Here is a 22,058-nt window from a genome sequence, read left to right as displayed (position 1 = left end):
CCTTACATCACTAGTGCAACAAATTTAATACGTATAAAAGATGTTCTTAATTTATACTTCATTTCATTGCAAATAAGCAAAATAGAAAGGGCGTGTTGAACACAATTATGACGAACCTCTTGCTCATTACCCCAAAATAACCGTTTGAAAAACATTGGAAATAATTGGCTCATCTCCAACTCTTTATCGTGGAAGCCCGATTTTTTTATGCTATAAACCTTTAAGCTTTTATGATTTACTTACTATAGTATAAAAAATCGTTCCACTATTTACTTACCATATATTTTCTATGATACACTCCTTCACCTTTTGTTTGCTCTGTAGCATTTGTTATCATATTTTTATCAACAAGGTACGTTATAATCGCTGATAAGTCTAGAGAATAAGGCTGAAGCTTAGGCAAAGCTTTTAATTCACCATAGTACCATTCGTTTTTTGCGTGCATCATGTCTAACAAATGCTTTACAGCCATATTTGCTCTTGCTTTAATGACATAATCCATAGCGATTAACATTAACTGTACTCTCTTCTTCAGTTCTTCTTTACTTTCTATAAATTCTTCGTATAGTTTATAAACTTCAATATCAATTTGTTTTACCTGGCTCCAAACAGTTACTTCCGGATAATACCCTTTTTCAATAACAGCCAATCTAGCCAAATAATGAAGTGAATATAAAATTTTACTATTCGTATCCATATATTCACCCGCTTCAAATAACTCTTTGGCTTCATTGTAGCTTTTTATAAGCTTACCAAACTCCATGATTTTACGTAAATTTCGTTTATCATCTGGAAAGCTTTGCAACGTAGCTTTTAAATTATTAAAAAATTCATTTCGGTCAAAAATGATTCTACCATAGATTATCCACTCCACTGCATTCCGGTAACCGCTCGTATCTATCCATTCCATTAATAGTTCTTCCGTTACTATATGAAGCGCACACGTTTTATCCGCAAATTCATAGTGTTTCACATTCCAAGTTTTTTCAGCTTCTTGAACAATGATAAGTAAAACGACATCGAAATTATCCGTTATTGGGCTATCAGGCTTCGTTTTTTCCAATATTAAAATACCTAATACATCAGAATTGCTAGCATGGTGTTGATAAATTGATCGCAAGTATTGTTCCATTACTTTTCCTCCATTTGTTTACAGATATGAACTTAAATCGACATAGAATGTCATTTATATGTACATTTACTTGCACAAATTGTCGTATTATATTACATTCGCTGTAAAAGGTTCGATTCCCTCTTTTATTAGTCAAATTCTTTCCTAGTCTTATTTGTTTTTAAGTAGTCTTCTTAGGAATGGAAAATAAAAGGGTTCAGGGAAGTGCATGATGTTTTCAGCTCATTACTCGGTAATAGACAACACAAAATGCGAATTGAATTATCAAATCTTTTTCATATAATATATGCTATACTACTTATGAAGGGGTTAAGGGGGGACATCATGGCTCAAATCGTATATTCAAGCAAAATAAACAAAATTAGATCCTTTGCATTGATTCTTATATTTGCTGGTATTCTTCTTATGTATGGTGGCATACTAACCAAAAAAATTCCGTGGCTTATGGTTACATTCTTCATACTAGGGGTTATAATGGTCGTCTTAAGTTGTGTAGTTTACCTTTGGATCGGGACTTTATCGCTAAAAGCAGTGCCGATTATTTGTCCAAGCTGCGAAAAACCAACAAAGATGCTTGGCCGCGTTGACGCCTGTATGCATTGTAAACAACCATTGACACTGGATAAAGAATTAGAAGGTAAAGAATTTGATGAAAAATACAATACAAGGCGCTATTGGAAAGCAATGAAAAAAGAGGAAAGTTCTACAAAAAAATAACCATCCCCGCGTCAGCCTATTTAGATGGTTATTGGGTATGAATATTGTTTCTTAAAGCACATTTATATTCGGAATACAAACACACACGCATTGCATTCTAATTAAAGTTTAGAAGAACTTGGCTTAGTGCCATATTTATAGTGAAATACGCACTGTCATTTCCTGTAGTTGTAAAAAAGTCTCGATCGCTAAATGCAATCGAGACTTTTTTACATTCATTATCCACTTTTTTGTTTGTTTTTTTCTTCTTTTTGGCATTCTTCACATTCACCATACAATTCCATGCGATGATGACTGACTTTAAATCCAGTTACCTGCTCAGCTAATGCCTCGACTTCATCCAACGAAGGATAATGAAAGTCAACAATTTTTCCACATGAGTTACAAATAATATGGTAATGATCTGAAGTATTACAATCAAACCTGCTTGAAGAGTCGCCATATGTTAATTCTCTAACGAGGCCTACTTCACGCAATACACGTAAATTATTGTAAACCGTTGCGACACTCATATTAGGAAACTTACCCTCAAGAGCTTTATAAATATCATCAGCTGTAGGATGAACCATCGAATTGAGTAAGTACTCAAGAACCGCATGTCGTTGTGGAGTGATACGGACGCCTGATGCTTTTAATGTGCTTATAGCCTCTTGCAATCTGTTTTCAGACACCCTCATCCACCTCACTTTCAGTAGTTTATACAAAAATAATTCTATTCTTAAATTATAATCTTTATAAATAGTTTAAGCCCTACAACCGCGTTCTGTCAATCATAGCCCCTTAAAATAATTGTTTGCGTAGAATTTCTATTAACAAGTAATCATATTATAATTATTTTACCCCGCACAGATCAATTACATGCATACACACATTTACCTACACTCTCATATTAGAAAAACTTGGCTTATCAAATTTTTACGGAAGCAGCTGTAGTTTTTCTTGTTACTATAAAAATTAAAACTTCATACTTTCCTATAATACACATTTCTAGGTATTATCTTAAGAAGGCTGCTTACGCTATTATTCTGCTACAAAAATCATGTAGTGTGCAAAGTTCTTTCTTCTCCTTCAAGCAATTGGTTCATGTATCTCGCTGCAACAAATAAATAATCCGATAAGCGATTCAGAAAAGTAAGGCTTAATGGATTGACGTTTTCTATCCCTACAGCTAGACGTTCTGCTCTTCGCGATACTGTTCTCGCGACATGCAAGGCCGAAGAGGCTGGTACTCCAGATGGCAAAATAAAATTTTTTAACGGCTCTAACTGCTTATCCCAATCATCAATTTGCTTTTCCAATGTTTCAATATGCTTCTCGGTTAATTTCCAAGGGACTTCTTTATCTAATGGTGTAGCTAGCTCTGAACCAACATGAAACAACAATGTTTGCACACGGGAAAGTTCTTCGATAACAAATTCTTTTTCTTTAAACGTACTCTCTTGTTGCAAATAACTAATAGCTAAACCAATCATCGAATTTGCCTCGTCACAAGTTCCATAAGCTTCAACGCGAAGATCATTTTTATTCACGCGCTCACCATATATAAGCGATGTTTTTCCTTTATCTCCAGAACGTGTATATATTCGCATATGTATCCTACCCTCCTAATTTATCAGTTTTTATCATCCTTTATGCTTTTAAATTATAAAAGAATTTAACACTTTAACATAGAAATAAGAGTTCTTTTTCCCTAGTATGCTATTAAAAATTTATCGTCTTATAACCGTTTTTAAAAACTTGTTCCCAATACGAAAATTTAAATTTTTTCGTTATAGAGACTTAGCTTATTAACCGTGATGACAATAAATTGAATGTATCGCTACCTTTCTTCATTGTTTGTTAAAATATCAGGCTTATTCCTAATTTAAAGTTTCCCTATACCGTAAAGAACAAAGGCGCAAGCGCCCGGTTAGCAACGTAGCGACTGGAGCGAACCAATGATGACTTATCGTAGGGCGATTCGTGAAGTCGCCTAGTTGCTGGGCGGCGGAGCCGGGCGTGGCTAAATAACTTAGTAAGTTTATCCAGCTGCAAAATTTTTATAATTTCCTAGACTATAAAAAAGCAGATAGTCAAAATCGACTATCTGCCCTTAAAACGACGGATTAAAAGTAAGTGCATATGAGAGCTAAGAGCACTTCCGTTTGTTTGCCTTTAGTTATAAAGATAGTAAAGTTCTATGAGAGGCCACTTGTTACATATTTACTGCAATTGCTCGCGAATAAATGACAGCGCCTCTTCTACATGCCCCTTCACTTTTACTTTACGGAATTCCTTCTGTAACACGCCTTCTTTATCTATAATAAACGTGGAGCGTTCTATACCATAATATTCTCGGCCAAAGTTTTTCTTTAGTTTCCAAACACCAAATTGTTCTGCCACTTGTTTCTCTTCATCCGCCAATAACATAAATGGCAAGTCATGCTTATCAATAAACTTCTGATGCGATGCAACAGGATCAGGACTAATACCAATAATCACCGCATCAAGATCTTCAAAGCTCTCATGCGCATCTCTAAAATCACAAGCTTCTGTTGTACAGCCTGGTGTCATATCTTTTGGATAAAAATATAAAACGATATATTTTCCTTTATAATCAGATAAACGAACTAATTCTCCAGCTTGATTTGGTAGAGAAAAATCCGCTACCTTTTCTCCTACTTGTACAGTCATCGTTATCCCTCCATCCAATAGTTGCGTTTCTACTATATCATATATTCGCCTACTTATTCACTGATTCCTGCTCTGATCTTGGTATTGCACTAATCTTAACACAAAAGCAGTAGGTAATATATAACCAATTAAGGCCTGCATGAGGGCGATAATTTTCCCAATACCGACAGGCGTTATATCACCATATCCGATTGTTAGCATTGTTACTCCACTAAAATAAACAGCCTGTCCAAGGGCGTCAAGTATACTCACTTGTCTCAATGCTCCATTTTCTACAAGTACGATATCTTGCATGGACAGCACAAAATAAATGAGTCCGAATCCAACGATAACTACTGCATAAATAATTAATAACATATAAAAGAACTCTAATGAAAAGCCACTGCGTCGTATATAAGTCTGCATTTTCCCTACATGGATAAAATCAATGAAGCTCCTACCCATAACAAAAGTGACAGCAATGATTAGTAACCACGCTAACATAGCACACCCTCTCCAATTGCATAGTATTATTAGTTTATGCAAAGGATTAGACATGGTTGTCAATACTTTTAGTAAAACGTGGCTTCCCAAGAACAATTGATGACGACTTCTATCGTTTATCGTTTTCCATAAGACAGACTATAGAAATTCCAAAACCGTTTTTTCAAATAAAGTGCCCCTATAAAAAGAGTACAGTTCAAATTGTAAAAGAGATAGAGTAAAATAGGATGTAAGCTTTTATATAGTAGTAGTGACTTAAAGATGGAATGTATTAGTTTTTATGAACTAATGAACTAATTGTTTTAACCTAAAATACATGAATTTGTTCGAGCATTAACCATTTACTTGTGGCACAGCGTAGGATTGTTGGTGGGTTAGCTATAAAGTAGAAAAGGAAGGTGAATCCAATGAAGAAAATTTATCTTATAGAAGATGACAAAAAAATTGCTGACTTATTAAAAGATTATCTAGAAAAATACGAATACGACATACAGCTTGTTCAAGAATTCGACCGTATTGTAGAAGAGTTTCAAGTCTTTGAACCACATCTAATATTACTTGATATTAATCTTCCTAGCTATGATGGGTTTTATTGGTGCCGAAAAATCCGCAGTATATCTAATTGCCCAATTATATTTATTTCCGCACGTGATTCAGGTATGGATCAGGTGATGGCAATAGAAAACGGTGGAGATGACTATATTACCAAGCCATTTAACTTTGATGTAGTACAAGCAAAAATAAAAGGAATTATGCGTAGAATCTATGGAGAATACGCCTCAAGCACACCTACAGACTTGTTAGAGATACGTGATTTATGCTTACATTTAACTGCAATGGAAGTTAGTCTTAACGGGCATAAAGCTATTTTAACAAAAAATGAATTTATTCTACTTAAAGCATTTATGGAGAATGTAAATCACGTATTATCACGAACCTTCTTATTGGAAATGCTATGGGATGACGAACATTTTGTGGATGACAACACGTTATCCGTTAATATTACGCGCGTACGTAAAAAGCTTGAAGATATTGGTGTGCACCAAAGTATTCAAACCGTTCGTGGTGCCGGATACAAAATGATCGATACGTGGAGTGAACAATAATGAAAGATTTTCTCAAAGATAGTGTCCCAACCATACTTTTCTTTTACACACAGTTAATTGTTTTCATCCTCATCGTTCAGCTATTTTATGGTATTAAAGCTGTACCAATGGACTGGGATTTGATTATCTATTTATTTATTTTATTAACATTTGGATTACTCCTATTTCTGGCCTATCGTTATTACCGATTACGTGATTATTACGTGACAATCCATCATGATAAGGATAATGCAACGTGGCTACCAGATCCGCCAACACAATTACTTTTAAATATTAAGCAGCAACATGATGCACAAACAAACCGCTACGCCGAAGAAATCGAGCAGTTGAAAGAACAAAAACAAATGGAGTTTCATTTCATTCAACAATGGGTGCATCAAATGAAGACACCTGTTTCTGTCATGCATCTAACTTTGCAAAAAGAAAAATTACAGTTGTCCCAAAATTTCTTGCACAGTATGCACGAAGAATTAGAGCGTATGCAACAAGGTTTAGATTTAGCCTTATACCAATCTCGATTGCAAAAGTTTGATCGTGATTTTCAAGTACAACAAATTGTATTAAGAGATTTAGTTAAAGATATTATTCAAGAATTTAAATCTAGCTTTATTCGTAACCAAGTGTATCCTGAACTTACCATTGAAGAAAAATACGTGGTAACAACCGATTCTAAATGGCTCCGTTTTGTAATTAGTCAAGCTGTTTCCAATGCCATCAAATATTCGAAAGACGAAGTAGCCAAAATATATTTTTGTACAAGTTTATCCGACGATCATAAACTGGTATTGCAAATCACCGATACTGGCTACGGAATTCCGCGTGAAGACATCAACAGAGTTTTTGATCCCTTTTTCACCGGGAAAAATGGGAGGAAATTTAGAGAATCAACAGGAATGGGTCTATATTTATCTAAACAAATTTGTACAGAACTTGGACACGAGTTAACCATTGCATCTGAAGAAGGAAAAGGAACTACCGTGTCCATCCATTTTAGTCATCGTTAGGCTTACAACCTTGTAAGCTTAACCATTACTGTTTGAAAGAAAAATCAATAGGATATATGGCTCCTGTATCATAGAATTATGATGAATAGATTCGTTTGGTTATAAACACGTTTGAAGTTAAAACTATATAACCTAACTTTTTAAACATAGTATAAAATCGCTACCAAATAGGGAGGTGCACATATGCCGTTACTACAAGCAGAAAATCTATCCAAAACGTACGGTAGCAAACGTGGAATTTCGTACGAAGCTTTGCACCAATTTACGCTTACTGTACAACAAGGAGAATTCATAGGTATTATGGGACCTTCAGGAAGTGGCAAGACGACCTTGCTAAACTTACTGTCGACCATTGATAAACCGAGTTCGGGAAAAATTATTATTCATGGAGAAGATGTCACTTCTTTCTCTCATCATAAATTGGCGAAATTTAGAAGAAAAGAAATGGGGTTTGTTTTTCAAGACTTTAATTTATTGGAAACATTAACTATTGGAGAAAATATTTTGCTCCCTTTAACATTAAATAAAGTAAAAGTGAAAGAGATGACACCAAAATTACATATCATTTCTAAACAATTAGGCATTGAAAATATTTTAGAAAAACGCATTATGGAAGTATCTGGTGGTCAAATGCAACGAGCGGCCATCGCTAGAGCGCTTATTCATAATCCTTCCATTATATTTGCTGATGAACCAACTGGTAATTTAGATTCTAAAGCGTCACTACAAGTAATGAATACGCTAAGTCACTTGCAAAAGCATTATGAAACAGCAACACTAATGGTAACGCATGACCCGTTTGCTGCAAGTTTTTGCCAAAAAGTTATTTTCATTAAAGATGGAAAATTGTATAACGAAATACATCAAGGTGACAATCGGCAAACTTTTTTTGAAGCAATCTTAAACATGCAGTCATTATTGGGAGGAAACATCCATGACCTTCAGACAGTTCACTTTTAATAATGTCAAACGTAATACACGTGCATATTTAAGTTATTTTCTAAGTTGTATGTTTGCTGTCATCGTCTTTTTTATGTATGCCGTAGTTATCTTCCACCCTGAAATAGCAACATACGACTTTATTGATGCCGTAAAAACGGGCATCGTTGCTTCTGAAGTCATTATTTATTTGTTTTCTTTTTTATTTGTACTATATTCAACCTCTGCCTTTATTAAATCACGCAAGAAAGAATATGGTATTTTAACAACGTTAGGAATTAGTAAATTCCAGTTAAATCGAATGCTTATTTTGGAAAATACAATTATCGGTGTAGCCTCTATTGTTGCAGGAATATTAGTAGGAGCTTTATTCACGAAGCTTTTCTTAATGATATTTTCTGTCATTTTAGGAACAGGGGAAGTGTTTTCCTTTTATTTATCCTGGAAGGCAATTGCTATCACCGTGATACTGTTCTTTTTTATGTTTGAAATCAATTCGCTGCTTGTTGTACTTACATTGCGAACAAAATCGATTATGGAAGTATTTCGTGGCGCTCAAGCACCAAGGAAAAAACCGCGTTTTTCTTGGATTATAAGCGTACTAGCGTTAGCTGCTGTAACTTATTCCTATTATTTAGCATATACTTCTGACCTTATATCTATGATGTATCGAATGTTTATTATTTTAGCATTAATTATTCCAGGGACATATTTTTTATTTACGCAATTTAGTATCGCTTTAACTAGTTTTTTACAACGCAGAAAAAACATTTTTTACAAGCGACTAAACTTATTAATTATTTCCGACTTAACATATAAATTAAAAGATAACGCTAAGTTACTCTCTATGGTAACTATATTAAGCGCCGTTGCTTTTACATCTTCCGGAGTATTGTACGGGCTATTCCAAGCAGCGGAAGAAGAAAGCGAACGTTTCGTACCGCATGATTACTCTCTGCTTACAGAAGGGGAAGAAAATAAAGCGGAATTGGATGAAACTATAAAAGAAGTGGAATCTTTTTTTCATGAATCAGAAATACCCTTTCAATCCTTAGCCATCCCTGCTGTAAAAACGTCGTCTGTCTCGAATAAATCTGAGTGGGACAATGTGGAAGTAATTGTATTTGGTTTCTCCGATTACAATAAAATGATGGATGTAAATCAACAAAAAAAACTAGAAGCTTTACAACATAATGAGGCCATATTACTTACGGAAGCTGTGTTTAGCCCATATATCCCACCTCCACCAAAAAAATTACGATTTATTCCTGAAAAAGGGCAAATCGAACTGAAAATAAAGCCGGGGAAAAATACGACGAACGCTACCACATTAGGTGGAAGTGCACTAGTTGTATCAGATGCTACATTTGACAAATTTCAAAAACACGGGGAAAAAGCTTTTTATTATACGGCAAATATACCTAATTGGGTACATTACGTCGAGAAAATAGAACAAGCAGAAGTCGCTGCTTCCAATGATACTATCCATGCAGGCTCTAGAGCAGACTTATATACAAGTTTCAATGAATCGATGTCGTATTTGTTCTTTTTTGGGATTTTTATTAGTGTGCTATTTTTTCTAGCCGCTGGATCGATTCTTTATTTCCGTATGTATCAAGGTATTGATAAGGACATTGCCCATTACTATTCACTTTATCGTATTGGCTTAACAAATAAAGAAATGAAGAAAATTGCAACGAGGCAAATTGCCTTTCTATTTTTTCTACCATTTTTCGTAGCCGTTATTCATGCTGCTTTTGCCTATAAAGCATTACAAAATATGCTTGCATCATCTGTGCTCATACCTAGTATGTATATTATTTCATTTTATTTTATTGTGCACTTTATCAATTTTATTTTTATTCGTAATTTCTACCTTTCTAGACTTAAAAAAGCGGCACGCTCTTCTGCTTTATAACAGCACTCTAATCTGATAAGCTATAAAATAGGTGATTAACTTACTTTTTACAACAGGAGCTAAAGGGCTCAGGTGAATACACCATGTTTTCAAAGTTTTACAAGCAAGGCATGATTCCAGTTTTCAACAAGTTTGCAAGATACGTATTGCATATTTAGGTAATTGGTATACAATTACATGGATTCATGTAACCTAGGAGGAAAATAATTATGAATTTTTCAACATCAGAAGCACTTCATCAGGAAGCATTGAAGCATATTGTGGGAGGTGTTAATTCACCATCACGTGCTTATAAAGCAGTTGGAGGCGGCGCACCCGTTTACATGGAAAAAGGGGAAGGCGCTTATTTTTGGGATGTCGACGGTAATAAATATATTGATTATTTAGGGGCTTACGGGCCAATTATTACAGGGCATGCGCACCCACATATTGCCAAAGCGATTACACACGCTGCTACGAATGGTGTGTTATATGGTACACCAACAAAATTAGAGAACCAGTTTGCTAAAATGCTGAAGCAAGCCATTCCTTCGTTGGAAAAAGTGCGTTTTGTCAACTCAGGTACAGAAGCCGTAATGACCACTGTTCGTGTTGCAAGAGCTTATACTAACCGAACAAAAATTATTAAGTTTGCTGGCTGTTACCATGGACATTTTGATTCTGTCCTCGTAGAAGCGGGCTCTGGTCCAGCAACGCTCGGTACACCTGATTCAGCAGGTATCCCGGAATCCGTAGCCCAAGATGTTATTACGGTTCCTTTTAATAACATAGAAGCGTTGAAACATGCTTTAGATATTTGGAAAGGCCAAATAGCAGCTGTGCTTGTTGAACCTATCGTTGGAAATTTTGGGATTGTAGAGCCTAAGGAAGGCTTTCTCCAAGCTGTCAACGACCTTACACACAATGCTGGAGCCCTCGTTATTTATGACGAAGTAATTACTGCATTTCGCTTTACATATGGAAGCTCTCAGCAAATATATGGTATTGAACCTGATATGACAGCTATGGGTAAAATCATTGGTGGTGGTCTACCAATTGGTGCATATGGCGGTAAAAAACAGATCATGGAACAAGTAGCTCCGCTTGGCCCTGCTTACCAAGCGGGAACGATGGCTGGAAATCCAGCTTCCATGGCAGCTGGAATAGCATGTCTAGAAGTACTACAAGAAGATGGCCTTTACGAAAAGCTTGATCAGCTTGGTGAAAAGTTGGAAACGGGAATTTTAGAGAAAGCTGACAAATACGGTATTTCCATTTCGGTCAATCGACTTTGCGGAGCCCTTACCGTATATTTTGGTGATGGCGAGATTACCAATTATGAGCAAGCTGAGGCTAGCGATGGAGAAAGCTTTGCAACATTTTTCCGCCTCATGCTTCGCCAAGGAATTAACCTAGCCCCATCAAAATATGAAGCTTGGTTCTTAACCATTGCACATACGGAAAAAGATATTGAGGAAACAATCGCGGCTGTAGAGAAAACATTTCAACACATGCAAACGAAATAAGCCACGTAAGATAAGTTAGCTTATCGCTTGTGATACCGAAACGAATCTCATTTATACAGCTTGATGGTTCCCTATATAGTAAGCAAGGACTGTTTGTAAAGTTACAAGCAGTCCTTTTACGTATGCATAAAATAACCTCTCTATTAGAATAATAGGAAAAAGAACAGAAGGAGGATCATAATGCAAGCGCCATATTGTTGTCCCAATTGCAAAACAAATAAGACGAGATTTAACAAAATTGATCAAGTAGCAAACCCTATGAAGATGGATGCACAAACGGGAGAAATAGTCGAGACATATGAAACAAATCAAGTGGAAACCTTTCATATCATGTATCAAGGGCCTAAATTTAAAATCCAGTGTGCAGCTTGTGGCGTCATTGAAGATGAAACAACTTTCATTCAATACGCGCAATACAAGTCTTGATAACCAGAATCTATTTAGACTTTATATACTCGCATGTTCACTTTAAGAAGGAAGTGAACATGTAAAAATTGTTAGAAAAACAGAGCTTAGCGTCATATTTTTATACTTCCTATAGTGGAACAAAAGCTACGGGGCGGTAATCTACTCGCCCCGATCATGTAAAACTTTCATACAGTTTTCTTATACTATGAACAAAAAAATCTTATACTTTCCTATAACCTTCATAACACGCATTGTGCGAATCATCATCTAATTTCCAATTTTTTAAGGCTATCACGTATGCTTCTTTGCTTAACCTTGTTCAACAGTAGTGTCTAGGTGTTGCACTTGGTACAAATTATAATATATTCCTTGTTTATACATCAGTTCATAATGCGTTCCAATTTCTTTAATTTTTCCATCTTCCATTACGACAATACGATCCGCATGCGTGATTGTGGCTAATCGATGCGCAACAATAAACGTTGTTCGGTTAGAAGCTAATTTTTCCATTGCCTCTTGAATCGTATGCTCACTTTCTAAATCAAGAGCGGATGTTGCTTCATCAAATATAAGCATTGGTGGATTCTTTAAGAAAACACGTGCAATGGCAATTCGCTGTTTCTGTCCCCCTGATAATTTCACACCTCGTTCACCAACAAGCGTATCATAGCCATATGGTAACTGCTGAATAAATTCATGAGCATTTGCCGCTTTAGCTGCTTTCACCACTTCTTCATCCGTAGCATGAGGGTTTCCCATGCGAATATTCATTGCGATTGATTCGCTAAACAGGGTGTTGTCTTGCAGCACCATTCCAATTTGATCTCGTAGTGAACGCACCTTCACATCTCTAACATCGATTCCATCTACCTTTATTGCTCCACTCGTAGCATCATAAAAACGTGGTATAAGACTTACAAACGTTGATTTTCCTCCGCCACTCATACCGACAAGAGCAATGGTTTCTCCTTCTTTCACATGAAGGGAAACATCCCTTAACACAGCCTGTTCTTCATCCTCATATTGAAAATAAACATCCTCAAAAGTTACTTCACCACGTAGGTTATCTAATTCCGCCGCATGAGGTCGATCTGTAATATCATATTTCTCATTCATTAACTCAAAAACGCGGTCGATGGAAGCGATCGATTGCACAAGTGTTGTCGAAGAATTAATTAATCTTCTTAACGGACTATACACCCGTTCCATATATCCGACAAAAGCGACCATTGTTCCCATTGTTAAATGACCATGAATAACTTGATAGCCCGCATACGCGATTACTAATAAAGGTGCTACATCTGTAATTGTATTCGTTACTGCAAAAGTTTTAGCATTCCAATTTGTATGCTCCAGTGCTCTGTTCAAAAAATTATTATTTCTTTTAGCGAATTGTTCTTGTTCATAATCTTCCAATGCAAAGCTTCTCGTTACCGGCATGCCTTGCACGCGTTCATGTAAATGTCCTTGAACTTCTGCAAGCGCTTGTGAGCGTTTACGAGTGAGTTGCCGCAGTCTTCCATAAAAATATTTAATAGAAAAGCCAAACAAAGGAAATAGAATAATAGCTACAATGGTTAATTCGATATCCATCGACAACATAATTCCGATAGCAATCAGTATCGTTATCAGGTCCAACCAAATATTCATTAGACCTGTAATGACAAACGTTTTTGTTTGTTCGACATCATGTATTACCCGGGAAATAATTTCGCCTGTTTTTGTTTTGGAATAGAATCTCAAACTTAAATGCTGTAAATGGTCAAATAAACGGTCTCGAATATCAAAAAGCACCTTATTTCCAACCCACTGAGCTAAATATTGTCGAATATATTCAATAGGTGGTCGTAAAACAAAGAAAATGATAAAAGCCGTTCCCATCAACCAAATGAGTTGGGTTGTCTTTTCCGTTTGACTCAGTACTTCATTACCAATAATGTTATCAATTACAAATTTGAGGATTAAAGGCATTAATAACGGAATGCCAAATTTTACAATTCCGACTATAACCGTCCAAAATATCTTCCATTTATAAGGTTTTACAAAATACATATATTGCTTCATTGAATTCATTTCGAATACGTCCTTTACGAAAAAATAAAGTAAGAGCAGTTGTCCGTTTAAATACACGATGCAATTGCAGCATTAAGCCAACACTAGAATCACCTGGCTTGTCGCTCGCCAGGTCTTATGGCTAAAGCTGTAGTTTTTCTTATACTATAGACTTTTTACTTTCCTACATTGCAAAGAAAAGCCTTGCTACTCATTTGTAACAAGGTATAATCATTCTATTTTCGTTCTCCTTTTGCTTTATCGATATGTTAAGTATCGCTCATACCATTCATCGACAAACCCTGGTGAAAAAGGACCATATCTTTGTCTCACCCACCTTACAAGAATATTCAATTGGTGATGTAAGATATAATCAAGTTTACTTGGGTATTTCATTTGTTGTCGATGTAGTTCATACTCGTCTTCATCTAATAAAGTATATGTCATATCTGGATAAACTTTTACATCTAAGTCATAATCAATATATTTAATTGCACGATGCTCATATAGAAATGGAGAGCTGATATTACAATAGTAATAAATACCGTCTGTTCGAAGCATACCGATGACGTTAAACCAATGCGCAGCATGAAAATAACAAATAGCTGGTTCTCTCGTAAACCATGACCTACCATCACTTTCTTTTACCTCTGTTCGGTCATTTGCTCCGATAACAACGGTCTCTGTCCCTTTTAAAACAAGACTGTTTGTCCATATACGATGCAACCGTCCATTATGCTTATAACTTTGTATTTGTATATTAGTTCCTGGGATCGGAGCAACCATTCAATCTCCCTTTCCTTTACAAAAAACCTCCATAACGAATCATGCATATTATTATAATAGTAATGGAGAGAAATATAAAGTAATTCATTTTCAATATGCAAACATCTTGCCTGTTTCCATTTGAAAAATATACCCACCCTACTAAGAATGCAAATTAGAAAACTTTGCTCGTCACCAAGTCTTATTTCAGAAGCTGTAGTTTTTCTTATACTATAAATACTAAAAAATTATACTTCCTATAGCAAAACAAAAATCGGACTATACCAAAAGCTCTAACACAGCTTTTGGTATAGTCCTTGGCATAATTGAGGCTATAAATCGTTACTTTTTGTTTTGTTGAGATTTTTGGTTTTGCTTTCTTACTTCTTGAGCATTTGTTTGTTCAGCACCATATTCTGTACCGTACTGACCTTGCCCTTGAGCGGCTTGTTGATTCTGTTGCTTAACCTTTTGAATGTTTGTACCAGTAGAAGTTTGGTTTGGTTGTTGCTTTTTAGCCATCAATATCACCTCCGCAATAATTAATTTGTCCGACAACACATGAAGTTATCCATTATTTTTGTAGTAAAATAATGGTTTTTTGGTTATTTATTCCATAAACGAATATAATTTTGTTAAATACGCATATTAAGAACGAGGGATTATTATAGGCGCTATAGTTGGCTTTCTAAATAGCTTTATCCTATAACTGAATACGTTTGAAGAGAGAATAGAAATTGCTATGGACTTACTGGAGGGTGAATTATGGAAGAAAACAGACGTGATTTCACAGAACTTTCCATGATCAGTAAACAAGATTGGGATAAGAATGAATTAGATTATTTCCAACACGCTTTGTCACAGCTTTTGCCATATATAAACCCAGAAGGACTAAGCATCCTGCATGAAATTAATAAAGAGATGCAAGCGAGAAAAAATTAAAACATTTAGAAAAACGATGGCTATCGCCAAAATCTTTATAACGATAGAACGCCGTCGTTTTGCTTATACTATAAGTCCTAAAAATTTATGCTTTCCTATAGTATAAAAAACACAAGGCAACAATTTGCCTTGTGTTCCTGTTACATATTTTGTTCCTTTTCATATAAACTATTCCTAATTTTTTGATGTGGTACAGGAAAAGGGTAATTTGTTAAATCCTGTTTATTAACTAACTGTAACCTGTTACTTTTGCTTAATTTTTTAATTAATTTTGCTTCATATACTTCTAAATGCCATATTAAATGTGAAAAAACATGCTTTAACTTACTTTGTTTTTCCCCTAGCGTTATTTCTAATCCATATTCATTATAAACCCAATTTTCTAAATGAACCCACTCTACTTCTTTTATAGGAACCATAGGAAATTGCCACAAATTAGCTAACAAACCAGCTTCTTTTCGCTTTTCAATTACATAATTATCTTGGTCATCAACTGCTAACAACACAACATAAGCAATATTCTTTTGTTTTTTTGCTTTCTTTTTTACGGGCAACTGTTCTTCCATACCTGCAACAAAAGCTTGGCAATGCGCTTGAACCGGACATAATAAACAAGCTGGAGATTTAGGTGTACATATTAAAGCCCCTAATTCCATGACAGCTTGATTAAACGATGAGGGGTCTTGTGGATCAATGAGCTTGCGTACATAGGCTTCAAATAGTTTTTTCGTCCGTTGTTGCGTAATATCACTTTCAATTTTTAATACTCGGGATAAAACACGCATGACATTTCCATCTACAGCTGGCTCTGGCTGATTATAAGCAATGGATAAAATCGCTCCCTTTGTATACGGACCTACCCCTTTTAATACACCTAGTTCCTCCGCATCATCTGGCACCCTTCCATTGTACTTCGTTGCTACCTCTTTCACCGCATTTTGCAAATTTCGCGCTCTAGAGTAATAGCCAAGCCCTTCCCATTCCTTTAACACTTCTTGCTCATCCGCTTGTGCTAATGCTTCTACAGTTGGGAATTTAGCCATAAAACGATTAAAATACGGAATAACCGTATCTACTTTTGTTTGTTGTAGCATTACTTCAGAGACCCATACTCGGTAAGGATTCTGATCTTGGCGCCAAGGTAAATCGCGTTTATTTTCCTTATACCAGCTTAGTAAATCACGTCGAAATGTTAAAATGTCAATAGATTGTAGTTTTTCATCATTCATAAAATCACTTCCTATATGGTACAATAAAAACATCATTAAATATTTCCTGTCCTTTATAGTGCGTGTTCAGAGTTCGCAAAAACATACGTAAGCTTTTGAACATACCTATTACTGCAGTAGGAATATACAACTATAAACGCAGCTTAAGGAGGAAAAAACATTATGGATACTGGTACCCATATTGTAATGGGAGTTGCGCTTGGGGGATTAGCTACAATTGATCCTGTTATAAGCAATGACCCAGCTTTATTCAATGCTGTTCTAGTAGGAACAATTGTAGGTTCCCATGCACCAGATTTTGATACCGTTTTAAAATTAAAAAATAATGCTACCTATATACGCCATCATCGTGGAATTACACATTCTATTCCAGCAGTTCTTATGTGGGGAATTTTAATTGCAAGTATGATCCATTTGTTTATACCAGAAAAGAGTTTCTTTCATATTTGGCTATGGACTGCTATAGCCGTAATAATCCATGTGTTAGTGGATATTTTTAATGCCTATGGAACACAAGCATATCGGCCCTTCTCTAATCGATGGGTAGCTTATGGTTTTATTAATACGTTCGATCCATATATATTTTTCTTGCATATTGCCGGCATTGCTGCTTGGGCGTTGGGAGCAAACCCTGCATTTATATGGGCTGTTATCTATAGCGTTATTGTACTTTATTACATCAAACGTTACATGGATAAACGATTCATCGTAAAAAAAATCAACAGCTATTTTTCCGACGTGGAGCAGATTGCTACATCACCAACGATTAAACAAAATTATTGGCGTGTCGCTATAACGACAAAGGATAGGTTCTATGTTGGTGTCGTTGATAACAATCACATTGAAATTATTGATGAGTTTACAAGAGTACCGCTCCCAGATACAGAGCTGATGAAAGTGGCCAAGACTGATAAAAATATTGCTGCGTTCCTTTCATTTTCTCCCGTATACCGATGGGAAATTAACGAATATAAAGATTATACGGAAGTGCGATTTATCGACTTACGCTATCGCTCCAAGGGGCATTATCCATTTGTTGCCGTTGTGCAAATAGATGATTCGATGCACATTACAAGTTCTTACACAGGATGGATCTTTTCAGAAAAGAAACTTCAGCATAAACTTTATGTAGAAGAAAGTCCCATTTAAAGAACAAAGGCGCAAGCGCCCGGTTAGCAACGTAGCGAGTGGAACGAATCAACTAAAGTTTTAGGAATCACGGTGAGGAACGAACCGATGATGACTTATCGTAAGGCGATTTCGTGAAGTCGCCTAGTTGCTGGGCGCTGGAGCCGGACGTGGCTATTCCGTTAAATCAAATTCTACACTTTCTTTTCTTCCGATGTAAAACAGCAGGCTAACCCCTGCTGTTTTCTTTGGTTAGGCAATTTTAGACTTTATATCATACCATTAGCATGCACATAAGGCAAGCCCTGCACCACCTGTAGATTAAAAAAACTATAACAACTTGAAAACAACGGATTTATTCTATACGTTTCCCTAACAAAGATATCGGAATTGCTTCCTGTTTTTCTAGTACCTCTCCTAATAGATTAACTCTGTGCCCCCAAGCAAACACACCATTTATATAGTCCACCTTGAAGTTCCATCCTTGATCTGTTGTAAATTCATACGTCTCATTTGCTGTAAAGTCATCTGGATTTATTGTATAAGCTAAAGCAACCTGCATTTTACGCTCATTAACTGCCACCTCAGAAATATTTCCTAGCTGTTCTGCTTTTTGCGCTTTTTCTTTTAACCTGCCTATTTCCTGACGCAATTGCTCAATAGAATAGTCACTATAGCGATAATTATTGTTCATTTTTGTTTCCCATCCTTCTCCCCATTTGCATTTTTATTACATGTTTATCTTAGGAAAATTCTTATTTCCTACAGCGATAGAAACTAAATCCTCTTTAATTTTACCAATCAACAAACAGAAAAGAAACCTAACAGCCCTATCACTATTACTCTTTATCATCCACATGTCTTTCTAAATACTGCTGAATAAGTTCAAAAGAAAAACCTTTTCTATACAATCCTTCTGTTATTTTCTGCCTCAACTCAAACCCTGTTCTTTTCATTGCATGCTTTTTCTTTAATTTTTCTCCATGATGGATAATAGCATCCCATTCGGCATTCCTATCAATGGATGATGGAAGTTCCTGCACCACTGTTTGGACTACACTTTTATCATAACCTTTTTGTTGTAAAAAAGTTTGCATTTTTTGTAGTCGCTTTTTATATGACTCTGTTTTTTTCTGTTGTTGTTTTTTCTCCACCAATTTTTTCACTTTATCATATTGAATGGCATATGAGAATTGCTTTAACGCATTATCTGCAATGTTTTCCTCTACTCCTTTTTTCAACAATTCCTGCTTAATGATTGCCGGGCCTTTTGTGGATGTATTTATTCGTGATCGTACAAACATGTCAGCAAACTGATGATCATTAAGAAGTTGCTCTTCTACCAACTTGTCCATCACGCTTACTATATGAGCTTGATCTACTTCTTTTTTTGTTAAGTAGTCCTCTATTTCTTTTTTTGTTCGCATGCGGAAGCTTAAATATCGAATAGCAAGGGTATAAGATTGGTACATGCTATCACTTCTTTTGATGGCGTCCATCATGGAATCTGATATTTCCATGCCTTTTCGTAACTGAAAATGAATCAATACAGATTCGTCTACACTAAAACCGTAGCGTTCCCCTTTATTATCATCAGTCAAAAAAATATTATATCGTTGATGCATTTTTTTCTGTGTTGTAATACGAGTGATTTTTGACATTCCACTCTCTCTCCTTTTTTTCATCATACCAAAATGGAGCGGAATGAAAAAGTTATTCTATTTTATTAAGGAAGGCTTTTTTTTACATGCTAACAAATTTTCGTTCTCCACTGTAGCATTGTTACATTTTCGAGTACAGATCATCTTTTCGCCGTACTTTGTGGATAGCACCTTTTGCTACTCTAGCTTTTTTGTATCGTTTATAATTAGATATAAGTTGAAATGTAATGTAGCCGTTTCATGATTGCAAGTCTTTATAAAGAAAACTTATACTAACTTAGACCCAAAACCCCTTGCCGCTACATCTTATGAGCAAATAAAATTCACAAAATGATAGCACCTTTGAATGCGCTCTGCCGATGAGAAACATGGAATAGCACATATTGGGGAAACTGACATTAACTTAAGATTTACATATTGAATATGAAGGAGGAGAAAACATGAATGTACTAATAACAGGAGGAACTGGATTTATTGGCCAAGCATTAACGGACTATTTATGTGAGCGTGATTATCATGTATATGTGTTGACACGCTCCCCCCAAGAACATACAGATACAAATAAACAAACTTTCATTGGTTATGACTATCCTAATGAACAATTGCCGCCTATTAAAAGTGTGATTAACCTTGCTGGTGAATCTTTATTTGGTTATTGGACAAAAACAAAGAAAGAATCCATTTTATCCAGCAGAATTCAAACAACCGAAAAAACACTAGCATTTATGGAAAAATTGCCAAATAAGCCAGATGTATTCATTAGTGGTTCTGCTGTAGGATATTACGGAACTTCCAATGACCTGATGTTTTCCGAAAACACGACTACTCCTGGTGATGACTTTCTAGCAAAGGTTACAACGAAATGGGAAAACGTCGCTAAACAAGCTGAGAAATACAATATTCGCACAGTACTTACTCGTTTTGGTGTTGTTCTAGGAAACGGTGGGGCTTTACCAATGATGCGATTCCCTGTCCAACTAGGTGTAGGAGGCAAAATTGGCTCCGGGGAACAATGGATATCATGGATTCATATTGAAGATGCTGTGAAATTAATCGTTTTTTGTATCGAAAATAAAGCTATATCTGGACCTGTAAATGTAACTGCACCACACCCAAAGCAAAACAAAACATTTATGCAGATATTAGCAAAAGTGTTAAATCGACCCTATTGGCTTCCTGTTCCTTCCATATTTATGTACACGGCACTTGGCGAAATGGCGGGCTTAATAACTAAAGGTCAGTACGTTATCCCCCAAAAAGCACTAGATCATTCATTTACGTTCTCTTTCCCTTATCTGCAGGAAGCACTACACCATCTTCACCACAAATAAATCTGTGCGGGATAGCAAAGTTATGAAAAAATGAACTGGCAGTTTTGCAATATAATACCTTAAGCTGCCAGTTTATTTATTAGATGTATTGAAACCTTCATCAATTTTAAAAAACAAGTGGATGCTTTTGTCTCTTGTTTCGCATGGATAACAACTTAATTACCATTGCTTCTGCTATCAGTCTTGCTTCCGCTTTTTCCTCACTAAATCCATATCCAGTAATTACATTCGTACTTTCAAAGTTAATAAAAGCTTGCCAAACCTCCTTTTTTGGTACATCCCATACATATATAAGTACAGCATTTTTTGATATCACTTCAATTTGAAGTGGATAATCTTTAAACATAAATCGTAACATCTTACATTTGGTTAAAGTCGTAACTGTTGGGTGATAAATCTTTAGACAGCAGATCATGTGTTTCCTCCTCTTTATTCTTTATAGGAACATTTTACAATATGTTCAAAATAAGAACAATGATTTCCCATTTTCTTTTAAGAATCATGGTAGGATGGAAATTACTATAGAATCTTTTCTAATTTTAACCAATTGAGTGTGATAGTCCATGAACATACAAATTGCATACAACATCAAACGTTTACGAGAGCAACAAGGTTGGACTCAGCAGCAATTAGCAGATAAGCTTCAGCTTTCACGCTCTGTCATAGCCAAATGGGAAAACAGCCATGTTACCCCAGATATTTCTTCGCTAATGAAACTTTCAGATCTTTTTCATGTATCCATTGACTATTTAGCAGGCAATAACACATTTCATGAAAATGTGATTGCTGAACTAAAGCACGTCTTTCAAACTTCTGATCAATCATTTGACGATGAGGCTGTAGAAATAATGGAATATGTAATGACATTTCCAGAAATTAAAGAAAGATTATTTCAATTAAAACAACTCACTCCTAAAAAGCAACATTCTATACACGAATTGCTAGGAGCTATCATTCAACAATATAAGCAATTATAACTCGCACATGGAGTCGGAATAAAGATTACTTTATTCCGACTCTTTTTTTACGATAAAAAAGGGCGTTCACCAGGCAAGATAGTTTTTT

23 protein-coding genes are annotated in these 22,058 nt (G+C 35.6%); 11 read left to right on the top strand and 12 right to left on the bottom strand.

Going from position 1 to position 22,058, the window contains the following annotated elements:
* Positions 1–265: 265 nt before the first annotated feature.
* Positions 266–1,132, bottom strand: coding sequence for a nucleotidyltransferase-like protein (locus B2C77_RS05705; protein ID WP_077702775.1), 867 nt, complete (start codon positions 1,130–1,132; stop codon positions 266–268).
* A 324-nt stretch (positions 1,133–1,456) separates the two neighbouring features.
* On the opposite strand from B2C77_RS05705, the gene B2C77_RS05700 reads away from it, so the two are divergent.
* Positions 1,457–1,849: a YgzB family protein gene (locus tag B2C77_RS05700; RefSeq protein WP_077702774.1), complete on the top strand. Its 393-nt coding sequence runs from the start codon at positions 1,457–1,459 to the stop codon at positions 1,847–1,849.
* Positions 1,850–2,067: 218 nt separating this feature from the next.
* On the opposite strand, the gene perR is transcribed toward B2C77_RS05700, so the two are convergent.
* From perR to B2C77_RS05680, 4 genes are all read right to left on the bottom strand, one after another.
* Positions 2,068–2,526: a peroxide-responsive transcriptional repressor PerR gene (gene perR / locus B2C77_RS05695; RefSeq protein ID WP_073011417.1), complete on the bottom strand. Its 459-nt coding sequence runs from the start codon at positions 2,524–2,526 to the stop codon at positions 2,068–2,070.
* A gap of 360 nt (positions 2,527–2,886) precedes the next feature.
* Positions 2,887–3,438, bottom strand: a complete 552-nt coding sequence (locus B2C77_RS05690) for a cob(I)yrinic acid a,c-diamide adenosyltransferase (protein WP_077702773.1) — start codon at positions 3,436–3,438, stop codon at positions 2,887–2,889.
* A 613-nt stretch (positions 3,439–4,051) separates the two neighbouring features.
* The gene (gene bcp / locus B2C77_RS05685) at positions 4,052–4,522 is read right to left on the bottom strand and encodes a thioredoxin-dependent thiol peroxidase (RefSeq protein ID WP_073011413.1); all 471 of its coding nucleotides are present in this window, start codon (positions 4,520–4,522) and stop codon (positions 4,052–4,054) included.
* Positions 4,523–4,579: 57 nt separating this feature from the next.
* Positions 4,580–5,005 carry a potassium channel family protein gene (locus B2C77_RS05680; RefSeq protein WP_077702772.1) on the bottom strand — a complete coding sequence of 142 codons (426 nt, stop codon included), beginning with the start codon at positions 5,003–5,005 and terminating at the stop codon, positions 4,580–4,582.
* Between the two features lie 407 nt (positions 5,006–5,412).
* Here B2C77_RS05680 and B2C77_RS05675 point away from each other — a divergent pair, with 407 nt between their 5' ends.
* From B2C77_RS05675 to B2C77_RS05650, 6 genes are all read left to right on the top strand, one after another.
* Positions 5,413–6,111, top strand: a complete 699-nt coding sequence (locus B2C77_RS05675; protein ID WP_077702771.1) for a response regulator transcription factor — start codon at positions 5,413–5,415, stop codon at positions 6,109–6,111.
* Positions 6,111–7,115, top strand: coding sequence for a sensor histidine kinase (locus tag B2C77_RS05670; RefSeq protein ID WP_073011405.1), 1,005 nt, complete (start codon positions 6,111–6,113; stop codon positions 7,113–7,115). Before B2C77_RS05675 ends, B2C77_RS05670 begins: the two co-directional genes overlap by 1 nt.
* 183 nt (positions 7,116–7,298) lie before the next feature.
* Positions 7,299–8,075, top strand: a complete 777-nt coding sequence (locus B2C77_RS05665) for an ABC transporter ATP-binding protein (protein ID WP_077702770.1) — start codon at positions 7,299–7,301, stop codon at positions 8,073–8,075.
* Positions 8,050–9,972, top strand: coding sequence for an ABC transporter permease (locus B2C77_RS05660; RefSeq protein ID WP_077702769.1), 1,923 nt, complete (start codon positions 8,050–8,052; stop codon positions 9,970–9,972). The genes B2C77_RS05665 and B2C77_RS05660 overlap by 26 nt, the downstream gene beginning before the upstream one ends.
* A gap of 209 nt (positions 9,973–10,181) precedes the next feature.
* A complete protein-coding gene (locus B2C77_RS05655) occupies positions 10,182–11,477 on the top strand; it encodes a glutamate-1-semialdehyde 2,1-aminomutase (RefSeq protein ID WP_077702768.1) in 1,296 nt (431 codons plus the stop codon).
* A gap of 180 nt (positions 11,478–11,657) precedes the next feature.
* Entirely contained in the window at positions 11,658–11,903 is a 246-nt protein-coding gene (locus tag B2C77_RS05650; protein WP_077702767.1) for a DNA alkylation repair protein, read from the top strand.
* A 291-nt stretch (positions 11,904–12,194) separates the two neighbouring features.
* Here the strand turns inward: B2C77_RS05650 and B2C77_RS05645 are convergent, their stop codons facing one another.
* The 3 genes from B2C77_RS05645 to B2C77_RS05635 form a co-directional block, all read right to left on the bottom strand.
* Positions 12,195–13,958, bottom strand: coding sequence for an ABC transporter ATP-binding protein (locus B2C77_RS05645; RefSeq protein WP_077702766.1), 1,764 nt, complete (start codon positions 13,956–13,958; stop codon positions 12,195–12,197).
* 237 nt (positions 13,959–14,195) lie between these two features.
* Entirely contained in the window at positions 14,196–14,723 is a 528-nt protein-coding gene (ntdP, locus tag B2C77_RS05640) for a nucleoside tri-diphosphate phosphatase (RefSeq protein WP_077702765.1), read from the bottom strand.
* Between the two features lie 321 nt (positions 14,724–15,044).
* Positions 15,045–15,224, bottom strand: a complete 180-nt coding sequence (locus tag B2C77_RS05635) for a gamma-type small acid-soluble spore protein (protein WP_073011385.1) — start codon at positions 15,222–15,224, stop codon at positions 15,045–15,047.
* 243 nt (positions 15,225–15,467) lie between these two features.
* Here B2C77_RS05635 and yfhS point away from each other — a divergent pair, with 243 nt between their 5' ends.
* A complete protein-coding gene (yfhS, locus tag B2C77_RS21585; RefSeq protein WP_164085468.1) occupies positions 15,468–15,644 on the top strand; it encodes a mother cell protein YfhS in 177 nt (58 codons plus the stop codon).
* A 140-nt stretch (positions 15,645–15,784) separates the two neighbouring features.
* Here the strand turns inward: yfhS and mutY are convergent, their stop codons facing one another.
* Complete coding sequence (mutY, locus tag B2C77_RS05630; protein WP_077702764.1) at positions 15,785–16,873, bottom strand: A/G-specific adenine glycosylase; 1,089 nt, start codon at positions 16,871–16,873, stop codon at positions 15,785–15,787.
* A 162-nt stretch (positions 16,874–17,035) separates the two neighbouring features.
* Between mutY and B2C77_RS05625 the strand changes: the two genes are divergently transcribed.
* Entirely contained in the window at positions 17,036–18,022 is a 987-nt protein-coding gene (locus B2C77_RS05625; RefSeq protein ID WP_077702763.1) for a metal-dependent hydrolase, read from the top strand.
* Positions 18,023–18,356: 334 nt separating this feature from the next.
* On the opposite strand, the gene B2C77_RS05620 is transcribed toward B2C77_RS05625, so the two are convergent.
* Together B2C77_RS05620 and recX are read right to left on the bottom strand one after the other, a co-directional pair.
* Positions 18,357–18,695 (bottom strand): YfhH family protein, encoded by a 339-nt coding sequence (locus tag B2C77_RS05620; RefSeq protein WP_077702762.1) that lies wholly within the window; start codon positions 18,693–18,695, stop codon positions 18,357–18,359.
* 145 nt (positions 18,696–18,840) lie between these two features.
* The gene (recX, locus tag B2C77_RS05615; protein ID WP_077702761.1) at positions 18,841–19,662 is read right to left on the bottom strand and encodes a recombination regulator RecX; all 822 of its coding nucleotides are present in this window, start codon (positions 19,660–19,662) and stop codon (positions 18,841–18,843) included.
* A 440-nt stretch (positions 19,663–20,102) separates the two neighbouring features.
* Between recX and B2C77_RS05610 the strand changes: the two genes are divergently transcribed.
* The gene (locus tag B2C77_RS05610) at positions 20,103–20,993 is read left to right on the top strand and encodes a TIGR01777 family oxidoreductase (protein ID WP_077702760.1); all 891 of its coding nucleotides are present in this window, start codon (positions 20,103–20,105) and stop codon (positions 20,991–20,993) included.
* 106 nt (positions 20,994–21,099) lie between these two features.
* On the opposite strand, the gene B2C77_RS05605 is transcribed toward B2C77_RS05610, so the two are convergent.
* Positions 21,100–21,408, bottom strand: coding sequence for a hypothetical protein (locus tag B2C77_RS05605; protein ID WP_077702759.1), 309 nt, complete (start codon positions 21,406–21,408; stop codon positions 21,100–21,102).
* A gap of 148 nt (positions 21,409–21,556) precedes the next feature.
* On the opposite strand from B2C77_RS05605, the gene B2C77_RS05600 reads away from it, so the two are divergent.
* Positions 21,557–21,970 carry a helix-turn-helix domain-containing protein gene (locus B2C77_RS05600; protein ID WP_077702758.1) on the top strand — a complete coding sequence of 138 codons (414 nt, stop codon included), beginning with the start codon at positions 21,557–21,559 and terminating at the stop codon, positions 21,968–21,970.
* The last annotated feature ends 88 nt before the right edge of the window (positions 21,971–22,058 follow it).

Origin of the sequence: Virgibacillus dokdonensis, from assembly GCF_900166595.1 — a bacterium.
GTDB lineage: Bacteria > Bacillota > Bacilli > Bacillales > Amphibacillaceae > Virgibacillus > Virgibacillus dokdonensis.
The sequence above is the reverse complement of the archived record's forward strand: the minus strand, read 5'-3'. Positions and strand labels throughout refer to the sequence as shown.